The sequence below is a fragment of the Microcystis aeruginosa NIES-2549 genome (assembly GCF_000981785.2).
Classification (GTDB): domain Bacteria; phylum Cyanobacteriota; class Cyanobacteriia; order Cyanobacteriales; family Microcystaceae; genus Microcystis; species Microcystis aeruginosa_C.
In genome coordinates, this window is sequence record NZ_CP011304.1 from 1,105,028 (window position 1) to 1,118,643 (window position 13,616).

A 13,616-nucleotide genomic window follows, 5' to 3' on the forward strand; every position below is an offset into this window, starting at 1 on the left:
TATCAAAGGGACGAAGTGCCTAAAATTGTAATAAATTAGGGGTAGAAAAAGTCAATTCTTGCCACCGATAATTTATGACTGCTGCCACTGCAACCTTGTTAATTTCTTGTCCCGACCAGATTGGTCTGGTGGCGAAAATCGCTAATTTTATCTACGCTAATGGCGGCAATATTATCCACGCCGACCAACACACGGATTTTTCGGCGGGATTGTTTCTGATGCGGATAGAATGGCAATTAGAGGGGTTTAATTTATCCCGTGGGATGATCGAACCAGCTTTCGCCGCTATTGCCAAACCTTTGCAGGCTAGTTGGTCTTTACATTTTTCCGATACTGTCCCGCGTCTAGCTATTTGGGTGACAAAACAGGAGCATTGTCTCCTCGATTTATTATGGCGACAACAGGCGGGAGAAATTAGGGCAGAAATTCCTTTAATTATTAGCAATCATCGACAATTACAATCAGTTGCCAATCAATTTGGTATTGATTTTTATCATCTTCCTATTACTGCCGAAACCAAGATTGAACAGGAAGCCAGACAATTAGATTTACTGCGGGAATATCGGATAGATTTAGTGATTTTAGCGAAATATATGCAGGTTCTCACCCCAGATTTTATTAACTTTTTTCCCAATATTATCAATATTCATCATTCTTTTTTACCGGCTTTTGCGGGAGCTAATCCCTATCAACGGGCTTACGATCGAGGAGTAAAAATTATTGGAGCTACCGCCCATTATATCACTGCCGATCTCGATCAGGGGCCAATTATCGAGCAGGATGTGGTCAGAGTTAGCCATCGCGATACCGTAGCAGATTTAATTCGTCAAGGTAAGGATTTAGAAAGGGTGGTGTTAGCGCGAGCGGTACGTTTACACTTGCAAAATCGCGTTTTGGTTTACGCTAATCGCACGGTAGTGTTCACTTAAAATGGTATAAGATGTACTTGACAAAAAAGAGAGCATTGAAGGTTAAAAATTAGGAAGTACCGGCGCAATTGACTAAAATAGTAATAGACCAAATCAGAGAGAAAAAATCATCTATGGCAACTACATCAGAAGACGTATGGCGACTCTTAGCCGAATTAACTGCCGCTCAAAAAGAAACTGACCGACAACTCAAGGAAGTCAGTCAACAACAGAAGGAGACTGAACTACTATTGAAGGAAGTTAGTCAACAACAGAAGGAAAACGCCCAACAACAGAAAGAAACTGACAAACAACTCAAAGAACTGGGCAAACAAATTGGGGGACTCGGTGCCAAATTCGGCAGCTTTACCGAAGGACTTGCCCTTCCTTCAATGGAAACGATTCTCAGACAACGCTTTGGTATGGAAGTTATCAGTCCCAGTGTGCGAGTCAGTAAAGAAGGACAACACCTAGAAATTGATGTTCTTGCCTATAGCAATGGTGAGCTAAATACTGCTTATATCGTTGAGGTTAAAAGTCATGCCAGAGAGGATTCTATTACACAATTAAAAAGTATTTTGCAACGGTTTCGCCGCTTTTTTCCTGAACACAAAGATAAAAAACTCTATGGCATATTAGCGGCGGTTGATTTATCCCCGGAATTACGCGAAAAAATTCTGCAAGAAGGGCTTTATGTGGCTCGGATTCATGACCAAGTATTTGAATTAGATATTCCCGATAATTTTCAACCTCAAACCTATTAAATAACCCTGCCTTTAGGAAAAACTTTTTCAGTAAGCTTTATTGTACTTGTCCGCGCAGAGCATAACGATCTTTTTCTAAACCGAAAGCGAAGAGAAAAGAATGGCGTATGGTGGGGTTAGAAAGAGTAAAAAAGAGAAAGAGAGCGATAACAGCTAATCCTGACGATAAACTAAACATAGTTTTGTAGGAAATTGCTAAAACCCCCAGAATTGGACCTGCTAAGGCCGTTCCCACATCAAAACCGCCGATACAGATAGAATAGGCCCGGCCGCGTTCTTGGGGTCCAGAGCGATCAGAGATTAAAGCCAGTAACATAGGGAATAAAATCCCCCCTCCCGTACCTTCGAGAATAGCGGCTAAAATTAAATCGGAAGGAGATCGAGCAGAAGATAGAACCAACATGGATAAACCATAGCAAAAAACGCTAATAGTGATGAATAAACCCCGTCCATAGCGATCACTGGCTCCTCCCGACAAAATCCGTCCGATTACCCCCGATACTGCCGCACAACTGTAGAATAGACCGGCACTGAAAGGGATCTGATTTTCGAGGAGAAACAGGGGTAAAAAAGCGACTAAACCGCCGAATAAAGTGCCAACCAGCAGAAAAACTAAAGTGGGGACTAAAAAAGCTCGCTCTTGACATAATGCCCAAAAACTGCGCTCAATTGTCTGATTTTCTGCCTTCATTTCGGCTAATTTTTTCTTGAAGTCCGGTTCTTGAATGGAGAAACTCAGGAGAAAGGCGATCGCTCCTGAAGTGGCGGAAACTAGAAATAAACCGTCATAACCGATCGATTCGTAGAGATAACTGCCTAAAGCTGGACCGATTCCCATGCCTATGGGTGCAGTTAAGCTCATATAACCAATTATCTCTCCCCGTTGACGAACGGGGCAAAAATCCACCACTAGGGTACTGTAACCAGTGGTAAAAGCGGCGATACTGAGGCCATGGTAGGCGCGAACGGCGAATAAAGAGGAAAGATCGCGAAAAAATAGATAACCGAGGGGTGCGGTAGCGGCGACAATAGTTCCAAATAAAACCACTAATTTGCGACTGCGGCGATCAACTAGATTGCCTAACCAACTGCGCGATAAAATTAAACCGATAGCAAAGGCCCCCATGACAAAACCGATATCTTGTTTGCTACCGCCTAGGGAGTCAATATAGGTGGGGAGAGTGGGGACGAGAGTGGTGATACTTATCCAGAAAAACAGCGCCGTGACGAAGAGGATCAGTAGTTGACGACGAGTTTCGGCAGTAAGCGATCGAAAAGTTTTGAAAGCGTTCACAACAGCGACCGTCACAGGCAACAAAAAGACCCGGAGATCACGCCAGTCACAAGCATCCCGTATTGCTGCTACCTTCCGGTCCTGACAAGGTTAAGGCGTTGCGATCGCATGAGTCCGAGTCTTTTCTATCATAACATCTTTTTCGGGGATACCGGTATTTTTTTCCGGAGAATTTCCTCTCAATCTAGACTGTGAACAGAAATTTCCTCAACGAGGGGGTTTTTGCAATTGTTGTTGTAGAGAAGTTTCTGGTTCGATCGCCAATCCGCTAAACTGTCGGATGAAGAGGGAAGGACTCTCGCTGGAATCGGCAGCGAGGAAAAATAACCAACGGCTGCCGGGGGTGAGTTGTTCGATGGAATTGAGGTTACTTGTCAACCAAATTAGCGGTAAATTAGGCAGATTGGCGTTTTTTTGACTAGCTTTTGCATCTATAACCGCTAAAGTTTCTAAAATGACCCTTTCCCCCTGAATTAAACCCGTTTCACCGGTCCAGAGTTTCACATTTAATTGCCGACGATGGGCATAAAAATAGAGGGAAGCAGCGGCAATAATCGCCTGTTCAAAACTGTCTTCTTGCCAATCACAGAGGGTATCGAGACAGATAATCACTTCCTGTCCCCCCGTTAACACTTCTAATTCCCGAATTTGCAATTCTCCCAAACGGGCGCTAGTTTTCCAGTGAATTAAACGGGTAGAATCACCCTGGCGATATTGTCTCAGGTTACGCGTAAGTCCTTGACTAGCCCTTTGATAATAGCGATTATTTTCTAATTTTTGTGCCACCTCTTGACCGAGGGAATCGATCAGGGGACATTGTTGTAAGGGTAAAACTTGGGGATAAACTAAAGCTTTAGCCGCTGCTTGACTACAACGACGACACCAAAATAAACCGAGAGGGGCTGCTGTTCTTAATTGTACTTCTTGCCATTGATAAATACCCCTTTTACTGGTGGGTAAATAATAGGTCAAACGATGGCAACTTTTGGAGGCAATCGCTTCTATTGGGGTTATTTTTGGCTGATTGAGGACAATTGGCAGCAGATCTGTCACTTCTAACAGATTTATCGGCTGATTGCTAGTATTTTCTATCTCTAGGCTAATACTAAGATCGTCTCCCGCACTCACGGGTACAATGGCAAGACGACGCACTTTTAGGGGAAGAAGGGAACGACGGGGTAAAATTATTGATAAAATTAAAAGAGCGATCGTCGTGCCACAGATAGCATACAACCATCCCGCCATGGTATTGGTCGCAGCTCCGAAAAAACAGAGGGTAATGCCAATGATTACCCCACCACCGTAAGCGGGTAAGATACCGCGATCTTCTAACCAAGTTTTCATCGGGTTTAGTGGTTTTGTCGTCTTTGCTAGAATGCTAAAAATCAGGACCACATCTCTATAATTCCCCCAAAAGCCCTGAGAAACTATCACAGAGATCGGACTGATCAGCCAAAAGATTTCTATCCCTTGCCACTACTGTTATTTTTCTTAACAAAACTTAACAATTGAGGGCAAAATTTTGCTTGCTTTTGTGGGCAGATTTTGGGATAATATTTTTAAAAGAGTTTATTCATAATCGGAATCTAAGCAGTCAAAAATAAACACAAACATCCCATTATGAAACAAGCATAACCCAAGCCGCCGCTAAAGTCAAGCACTCATTCCTAATAATTATTAGATTTCTTGCATAATTAATTTTTCAGAGTTCAAATATTTATTAGTACAAAAAGACCATTTGGAAGTTAAGGAATTGATCAGGGTTTGAGCGAGTCAATTGGCGATCGCATTTTCGGCACTTTTCTGCTTACTTTATTCGCTAAAAAGCATACAGGATAAAGGTAACAGCAATTTTAAAACCCTTCCCTTAAAAAAGTAAGCGAACAATGAGTCGAAGGCTCTGCCTTAAAGTAGTATTCAGGTAGAACCTGGGAACGCGCTAAAAATCAGGTCCACACTTCTAGAATTATCCCAAAAGCCTTGAGAAACTATCAAGGAGATCGGACTGATCTGTTCAGGGATTTCTCTTCCTTGCCACTCTTAGGACTTTTTCTTAACAAAACTTAACAATTGATGGCAAAATTTTGCTTGCTTTTGTGGGCAGATTTTGGGATAATATTTTTAAAAGAGTTTATTCATAATCGGAATCTAAGCAATTGCTGATAAACACAAACATCCCATTATGAAACAAGCATAACCCAAGCCGCCGCCAAAGTCAAGCACTTACTCTAATTATTTTTCGCCTGAAACTTCTAATTCCGTGGGGGGTTGGGGGTATGAATTAAAATAACAAAGGTTGAAACCCGTGTTTGCGGGAAGCTGCGCCGATTTGTTCCATTTTAGGGACGGTAATTTGATTGCGTCCCCAGGAAAAATTAGTTTGCCAACCCTCCAACTCCAATAAAATCGCCTCGGCAAAACAGGCAAACATTTGACGAGAGGGAATATCCATATTAACGATTTTCATAATTTTCCAGTCAATATCGAGGGAATGCTCGACAATGCCGCCCTTAATCACCGAAATATCGGGGGCATTTAACACCATGCCTAAATTTTTCGGATAACCACCATCAATAATAATACAGGGGCGCTTGAGTTTATCTAGATCAATTTCCACCCCTTTAGGCATACTAGCCACCCAAACAATGATATCAGCTAGGGGTAAAGCCTCCTCTAGGGGAAGAATTTTACCGCGTCCTAACTCCTCTTGGAGAGATTGTAAACGCTCTTGATTGCGTGCCACATAGATTAGTTCTTTTGTATCGGTTTTTTCATTTAACCAACGACAAACGGCGCTGCCGATATCTCCAGTTGCCCCGCAAACCACGACAGTAGATTGAGCGAAATCGATGCCCATTTTTTCAGCGAGGGTTTCTACCTGAGTGCAGATGACGTAAGCGGTGTGGGTGTTACCGGTGGTGAAACGGCCAAAATCTAGCTCGATATTGCGCACCTGTCGATTATCTTTGAGATTAAACTCCTCGAAAATAATTGAAGAAAAACCGCCGAGTGCGGTGATATTGATATCACTTTTTTGAGCGAGTGCCATGGCATTTAGCACCTTACGAATAGCAGACTTTACCCAACGATTCGACAACATCTCTGGTAAAAAACAGGATTCGATATATTTTCCTCTGATGGTTTGCCCCGTGATGCTGGTGACATGAAAATCATCGACAATTTGCGGGGGGGCAGCACACCAAAAATCTAATCCCTGGTTAGCATATTCAGGATAACCTAGATCGTCGGCGACCGATTGGGCGTGTTCTAAACTGGTAAGATGACCTATAAGACCAAACATTGATTGTTCTTTCGTTAGACTAGATGGCACTAGATAAAAATTAGGATATTGCTAAGAAATCGTTAAGACTCTTAAATATAATACACAAAAGCGCCGCTCTGTGTTGAGCGGCAGCCGGGGGGAAGAAAAGAAATTTCGATGCTGAAGCTTTAGACAGCAGTTAATCCGTAGGCAGACATTCGCATGATATCACGGGTGCTGAAACCAATATTGCTTAAAGCTTCCCCGTAGCTAATCATAAAGTCTTCCACGAGGGCCTCTTTTTCCATACCGAGGACGCGAGCATCATCCTCGACTTGATTGAGCATTCTCCAGACAATGGGAAGATTAGCGCGATTTGCTGCTTCTAGTTCCTCTTTAGCGGTTTCAAAGTTAGCTTTTAGCCATTCTTCGCCAAAATTGAGATGTAAATATTCGTCTTTAACTACGCTTTCAGTAATTTTACGCGCAAAAGGATCAGCAACAGGAATATAAATATTATAGGCAGCGATCGCAAAAGCTTCGATAATCAAAGATTGGATTAATAAACAGGTGACAACTTTACCTTCTGCGTAGGCAATTTGGAAGTTCTCGTGCAGAGAGGAAAAGAATGCTCTGGCATAATCCATATCAGGAGTGATTTGCAAATTTTGGCCGCAAGCTTGAAAACCTTTCATGTGACGGTTTTCCATTTTTGCCAGACGGTGTAACTCTTCTTTGTTATCGGCGAGGATGTCTGCTAATTGAATATAATTGCTATTGGCCTCGTATTCGCCTTCAATAACGATGGCATTAATGCGACTATAGGCTGATTTATAGGTTTCGCTGGTGAAATCAAGCTCTGATGATACAGCAAGCTCTGGCATAAACTCGATTGACTCCTATTTCTGACGAGATTTTTCCGACGTTCTTTCCAGTCTAGGGTAAGCCTTCTAGATGGAGTTATCTTTTTACGAGTCTAGCTCGATCGGTCTTTTTTGTATAGCTTGGCTTGAGAGGCTGACTTCCCAAGTTAGCTATAGCGGTTATCTTTTGCCACTGAAAACAAGTTTAGAGGCAACCCCTTCTTAACAGACGAGATTGCCGGCTGTTTGCTCAAACCGTGGCCAAAGATTTCTGGCGCTCGGCCTGTTGTAAGATGGCCCTGGCTGCCTGTTTACCCGATAAAGTGGCTCCTTCCATGCTATCAATGTAATCCTGTTGGGTATAACTACCAGCCAGGAAAAAGTTAGGGATAGGAGTCGCTTGCGAGGGACGATAGACATCCATCCCCGGTGCTTCCCGATAGAGACTCTGGGCCAATTTCACCACACTAAACCAAGTCATCTTTAACTCCCGGGAGGAGGGAAATAACTGATGGACTTGCGCTAAAACGTGCTGGGCAATATCTTCATTTTTAGCTTTAATAAAAGGGTCTCCGGGGGTTAAAACCAACTGTAATAAAGAACCTTCTCCGGGGCGATAATAATCCCTAGGACTGGTGAGAGCAAGATCTGCAAAACAGGAAAAATCCGCTTGGTGGGTGTACAAAAGATTGTCAATTCCCACCGCTTTTTGCAGTTGTCGGCGTTTTTCGGCATCATTTAACTCCGTCACCCAACCGTCAAAACGCAATTGTACCGTAGCGACGGGGACGGCTTCTAGTCGGAAAATATTGTCAAAAATCGGCATTTTCCGCCAATCTTGGGGAATAAGACGCTGAATACCGGGGACATCACCAGCGCAAACATAGGCATCTGCGGTGATAGTTTCCGTGGTTTCTCCGTTAGCGACGATCATGCCATTAACTTGCAGATTTTCGCCCTCTCCAGAATAGAGAATTTCCCGCACCTGACGACGGGTAGAGATTTTGGCACCCCGTGCCTCCAGATAGTTAATAATCGGTTTATGTAGGTATTCGTGGGGGGAACCTTCCAACATCCGCAGGACGGAAGCTTCGGTTTTAGCGGCAAAAAATTGGAAAATCGTCAGCATACAACGGGCCGAGATATTTTCCGTATCGATAAATCCTAAGGCATAGGCGATCGGATTCCACATTTTTTTTAAACTGCCGTCATTACCGCCATGGCTACGAAACCAATCGGCAAAACTAATCGAGTCTAGATCCCGAATCGTTTTCATCGCTCCTTGGAAGTCTATCAGACCGCGGACGATGGGACTGGTACCTAAGGCCAGAGAATTAAAGATTTTATCGGCTGCTGAGAGTTGGGAGGAGGTAAAAAAGGCTTTTAAACCGTTAAAAGGCGCACCTGCGGCGAAACGGAAGTCTAATTCGCCGATTTTTCCCCCTTCGTTGATAAAAGTGTGGGTGTGTTCTTTGAGTAGTAGGGATTGAAAAGCGCCCACTTTTTTCATTAACTCAAAAAGATTATAGTAACAACCAAAAAAGACGTGCAAGCCCATCTCGATGTGATTACCGTCCGCATCTACCCAACTACCGACTTTTCCCCCGACAAAGGGACGAGATTCTAAGATTTCTACTGTACAGCCCGCATCGACCAGATCGATAGCTGTTGCCATTCCCGCTAATCCCGCACCAACGATCACCACTCGCATTTGTCAAGTTCCTGTTACAATTTTTCACTAAATCTTTATTTTACCCCGATCGGTCTGGTGTTTCTCGCTGGCGATTTTTTCAGGGTCGCTTGAGGGCGTGGCAGAATAATTGAGAGTTGCACTAGGGAGAAGTCATTTTGAAGCGATCGCTAGATGGGAGACAGGGATTAATTATTGTCAGTATTATATGGATATTGGGGATATTAGTCGATAGATTCTGGTTTAGTCTCGATCATACTATTCCTGCTTGGGATCAGGCCGATTATCTCAACGGTGGGATTATCTATAGCCAAGCTTTCCAAAATCCGCGCTGGTTTGACGGGGATTGGTGGCGCAGTTTATGGCTAATGTCGCCGAAAATTCCCCCTTTAACCTATCTTTTAACGATTCCCTTCTTTAATCTCTTTGGTATTAGTCTTGACGCGGGTATGTGGGTAATGGCTATCTATAGCGCCCTACTGCTCTTTTCTGTGTACGGATTGGGAATTATCCTCTTTAATGGGACTGTGGCTTTATGGGCGGTCTTAATCTGTCAATTTCTACCCGGTTTATACTATTATCGCCTCGAATATCTCTTAGATTTTCCCTTAGCGGCAATTGTAACGTTTTCTTACTTATGCTTGACATGGTGGCGATTTAGTGGACAAGGCTGGCCAAAAGCGATCGCTGTGGGTATTTCTTGCGGTTTAGGGATGTTAGTCAAACAAACCGCCCTATTTTTCCTCTTTTTACCGATTTTGTGGGTATTGGGCGAAAATCTCCGGCGAAAACGTTGGGGCAATCTAGCGCAATTAATGCTCAGTTTTTTAACGGCAGCATTGTTAATGTTTCCCTGGTATCGGACGAATTGGTTATTAATGTTAACCGCGGGCAAACGTGCCACGGTAGATTCGGCGATTTTGGAGGGAGATCCGCCTCTTACCAGTCCAGATGCCTGGACATTTTACGCCCAAGTTTTACCCTATTTTCTTTCTTGGGTATTGTTATTAGTTCCCGTGGTGGGATTATTAATCTCATTACGCCATAGAAAAACCGAAGATAAGGTTAATCGTCCTGTGTGGATTTGGTTAGGAGTTTTTCTGCTGGGGGGATACCTATTATCATCCCTCAACATCAATAAAGATGCTCGTTATATTTTGCCGCTTTTACCGACTTTATCCTTAATTTTATCCGTTGGTTTATTATCTTGGCGTGGTCGTTTTGGTCCTGGTATCCGTTGGGGAACGATAACTATTGCCGCTATCCTCACCAGCTTAAATTTATTCCCCTTGGGGGGAGATATAATTACTAACGTTTTCAGTCCCGAATTACAACACCATCCCTATTTAAAAACCGGCTGGCAAAACGAAGAAGTAGTTAAAGAGATTCTAGCCGATTCTCCCTATCTTCGCAGCACTCTAGGGGTTTTACCTTCCACCCCCGAATTAAATCAACATACCTTCTCTTTCTACGGTGGTAAACATAATTCCCAGGTTGCCGGCAGACAGGTGGGAGTTCGGGAAGAAGATATCGAAAAGGATGTCAATTCTTTAGATTGGTTTTTAACTAAAACTGGTGAACAGGGTTCCGTCCCCGATGTCCAGAAAAAAATTGTTAATCGAGTCGCCACCGGGCCAGATTTCCAAGTGGAGAAAACTTGGCAGCTGCCAGATGATAGTACCCTGTCCCTACACCGAAAAATATATCCTTCCGTCACGGTTAAACCCCTTGACAATGCGCCAAAACGGGTGGAATTAAGAGAGATTGCTATTGCCGAAAAAGCTTCTCCTAATCAACCCATTCCCGTGGTTTATAAATGGGCCGGAGACTGGCAACAATTAAAGTCAGGGATAGTGATTTTAAACTGGCAAGAAGTGGACGGTAAGGATTATTGGATGCACGATCACGGTATTGCTATGGGGAGATTAATGGCAGAAAAATTAACTCCAGAAGAGCAACAAAAGGGTTTTGAAGTCACTGAAAAAACCGCCATGCAGTCGGCAGCAACCCCCGGAGTTTATCGCTTATCTGCTGTCTATCTCAATCGGGAAACTGGCGAAACCTATCCGATTAAAACTAACGCTCAAATTACCATCGATCCTCAAGTTGCCAAGTTAGCAACGCCCCAATTAGATTTAGTGACCCAATTGCGCTTAAAGTCTGCTAATATTGGTCAAGGATTAACGGGTATTGAGCCAATTTTTGAGTTAACTAATCGTATCAATCAATACGATTCGATTCAGGATTATGTGCTGCAAGCAGACAAGGCTTTTTCCTATCGTTTACAGCAACAAAATCCCCCCGATAAGTTATCTTTAGCCTACGGATTAGCAATTTCTAAGGTACTACAACAGGATGTGGCAGGGGCAATAAAAGCCACGGAGGAAATGATTAAAATTGACCCCCATAATCCCTATCATTATGCTTATCAAGGTTTTATTTATCTCTACGATTGGCAACCGCAAGCAGCCCAAAAAGTCTTAGATAAAGCTAGACAATTAAATCCCGATAGTGAGGAAATTAAGACTTTAAATGCAGTGGCTGCCTTGATGGGGGGAAATCTCGTTAAAGCTTGGCAATTATGGCAGTCAAATTAAAATAGAGTGGGGTGTAGGGTGTGGGGTGTGGGGTGTAGGGTGTGGGGTGTGGGGAAGGAAACCTCTTTCATCTGTGGTGGTGAAAAATTTTTCATCGGGACTGAAATGGTAGATGTGGGATTTTTGCAGGAGTTCTATTTTCCGACAAAGATAAGTAAAAATTATTGATTTACTGCAAAAACTTGAGAATATTTAAATTAACATTCCGCAATATTTATAAATTCTTAAGAATTAATTGAGAAAGATTTTTATTTAACAACGACGTTATGCTAGTTACAGCGATTTGATAGAATTTCATAATGGGTTATTCTGTGCTTTTTTGGGCAGCAATGGTTGAAACCCTTGCCACACCTAGAAGGTGATCCTAATTAAGACGGGTAAATCAGTCAATTTCACCCACAACGATGATCTTTTTTTTGTGTAGTTTTATTGCAAAAAAAAAGTTTTTTTGACAAAAAGCACAAAGTATGATAGAAACCCAAGGTATTTCTGGTTGCGAGTAATTATTGTAGAGAAGGGAGATGGGAGAGGGGTGTGGGGTGTGGGGTGTGGGGTGTGGGGTGTGGGGTGTGGGGTGTGGGGTGTGGGGTGTGGGGAGAAGCTTTTTTCAGTGTTGCCAAAGGCACGGCGTAGCCGTCCAGTAAACAGTAATCAGTGAACTGAAAACTCACATCTGACTCCTGAATACTGACTCCTGACTCCTGAATACTGACTCCTGACTCCTGCCTCCTATCTCACCATTGAGACAACTACTGTAACAACTCCCTGGGATCGGTGACTTCCCCTTTAATCGCTGCCGCTACCACCATCGCCGGACTCATCAACAAAGTACGCCCGGAGGCGGAACCTTGACGACCTTTAAAGTTGCGATTGGAGGAGGAAGCGCTGATCTGATCTCCCTGCAATTTATCGGGATTCATGGCTAAACACATGGAACAGCCAGCCTCACGCCATTCAAAGCCCGATGCTAGGAAAATTTGGTCTAATCCTTCTGCTTCCGCCTGTTTTTTGACTCTTTCGGAACCGGGGACGATAAAAGCTTTCACATGGGGGGCCACATGATGACCTTGGGCAAATTTGGCTGCTTCGCGCAGATCACTGATCCGGCCGTTAGTACAGCTACCGACGAAGCAGACATCGATTTTTGTGCCTTTAATCGGGGCGCCGGGGGTGAGTTTCATGTATTGATAGGCTTCCTCTGCGATCGCTCTTTCACTGGCCGGTAAACTTTCGGGAGTGGGAATGACTTCGTTAACCCCGATTCCTTGGCCTGGAGTAATCCCCCAAGTAACTGTGGGTTCGATTTCGCCGGCATCAAAGACCACCACATCGTCATAAACCGCATCGGCATCGCTTTTAATGCTTTCCCACCAATTAACCGCACTTTCCCAGTCTTTAGGCGCAAAATCACGACCTTTGAGGTAATCGTAGGTGATTTGATCGGGGTTGATATAACCACATCGGGCCCCACCTTCGATCGCCATGTTACAAATCGTCATCCTTTCTTCCATGGACATCCGTTCAATTGTACTGCCAGCGTACTCGTAGGCGTAACCAACACCGCCTTTAACGCCCAATTGACGGATAATATGGAGAATTACATCTTTAGCATAGACACCGGGGTTTAAATCGCCGTTTACCTCCACTCGACGCACTTTTAATTTCGATAGGGATAGGGTTTGGGTAGCAAGAACATCGCGTACTTGGGAAGTGCCGATGCCAAAAGCGATCGCCCCAAAAGCGCCGTGGGTGGAGGTGTGGGAGTCACCACAGGCGATCGTCATCCCGGGTTGGGTTAGGCCCTGTTCAGGAGCGATCACATGAACTATGCCCTGATTGCCAGAACCGATGCCGTAGAAAGGAATATGATTGGTTTGAACATTAGTTTCGATCGCTCGGATCATTTCCTCAGCCAAATCGTCAAGGAAAGGACGCGCCTGATTTTCGGTGGGGACGATGTGATCGACGGTGGCAATAGTCCGTCCTGGAAATAATACTTTTAAACCCCTTTCTCTCAGCATCGAAAAAGCTTGGGGACTGGTGACTTCATGGACTAGATGCAGTCCGATAAATAATTGTGTTTGTCCACTGGGAAGAATCTTAACCGTGTGTGCGTCCCAGACTTTATCGAATAATGTTCTTGCGCTCATTGACTTTGGAATGATAGTCATCTCCCTAATCATATCAGCTAACCCCAGCCGATAAATATTAATTTTTTCTTTTCTCTTGGTTAGTAGG

9 protein-coding genes and 1 other RNA gene are annotated in these 13,616 nt (G+C 43.8%); 3 read left to right on the forward strand and 7 right to left on the reverse strand.

Annotated features, from left to right (window positions below):
- Positions 1-74: 74 nt before the first annotated feature.
- Together purU and myaer_RS05390 are read left to right on the forward strand one after the other, a co-directional pair.
- The gene (purU, locus tag myaer_RS05385; RefSeq protein WP_046661291.1) at positions 75-929 is read left to right on the forward strand and encodes a formyltetrahydrofolate deformylase; all 855 of its coding nucleotides are present in this window, start codon (positions 75-77) and stop codon (positions 927-929) included.
- A 113-nt stretch (positions 930-1,042) separates the two neighbouring features.
- Complete coding sequence (locus tag myaer_RS05390; RefSeq protein WP_046661292.1) at positions 1,043-1,672, forward strand: DUF3782 domain-containing protein; 630 nt, start codon at positions 1,043-1,045, stop codon at positions 1,670-1,672.
- Between the two features lie 37 nt (positions 1,673-1,709).
- On the opposite strand, the gene myaer_RS05395 is transcribed toward myaer_RS05390, so the two are convergent.
- The 6 genes from myaer_RS05395 to zds all read right to left on the reverse strand — a co-directional run bounded on the left by myaer_RS05395 (position 1,710) and on the right by zds (position 8,802).
- Entirely contained in the window at positions 1,710-2,981 is a 1,272-nt protein-coding gene (locus myaer_RS05395; protein ID WP_080949801.1) for an MFS transporter, read from the reverse strand.
- A 9-nt stretch (positions 2,982-2,990) separates the two neighbouring features.
- An RNA gene (gene ffs / locus myaer_RS05400) (signal recognition particle sRNA small type) lies at positions 2,991-3,087 on the reverse strand.
- Between the two features lie 86 nt (positions 3,088-3,173).
- Positions 3,174-4,310 (reverse strand): DUF58 domain-containing protein, encoded by a 1,137-nt coding sequence (locus myaer_RS05405; protein ID WP_046661293.1) that lies wholly within the window; start codon positions 4,308-4,310, stop codon positions 3,174-3,176.
- 937 nt (positions 4,311-5,247) lie between these two features.
- Positions 5,248-6,267, reverse strand: coding sequence for a long-chain acyl-[acyl-carrier-protein] reductase (locus myaer_RS05410; protein WP_046661294.1), 1,020 nt, complete (start codon positions 6,265-6,267; stop codon positions 5,248-5,250).
- A 149-nt stretch (positions 6,268-6,416) separates the two neighbouring features.
- A complete protein-coding gene (locus myaer_RS05415) occupies positions 6,417-7,112 on the reverse strand; it encodes an aldehyde oxygenase (deformylating) (protein WP_046661295.1) in 696 nt (231 codons plus the stop codon).
- A 229-nt stretch (positions 7,113-7,341) separates the two neighbouring features.
- Positions 7,342-8,802: a 9,9'-di-cis-zeta-carotene desaturase gene (zds, locus tag myaer_RS05420; protein ID WP_046661296.1), complete on the reverse strand. Its 1,461-nt coding sequence runs from the start codon at positions 8,800-8,802 to the stop codon at positions 7,342-7,344.
- Between the two features lie 137 nt (positions 8,803-8,939).
- Here zds and myaer_RS05425 point away from each other — a divergent pair, with 137 nt between their 5' ends.
- Positions 8,940-11,378, forward strand: coding sequence for a glycosyltransferase family 39 protein (locus myaer_RS05425; protein WP_046661297.1), 2,439 nt, complete (start codon positions 8,940-8,942; stop codon positions 11,376-11,378).
- A 749-nt stretch (positions 11,379-12,127) separates the two neighbouring features.
- Here the strand turns inward: myaer_RS05425 and leuC are convergent.
- Complete coding sequence (gene leuC, locus myaer_RS05430; protein WP_046661298.1) at positions 12,128-13,528, reverse strand: 3-isopropylmalate dehydratase large subunit; 1,401 nt, start codon at positions 13,526-13,528, stop codon at positions 12,128-12,130.
- Positions 13,529-13,616: the final 88 nt, after the last annotated feature.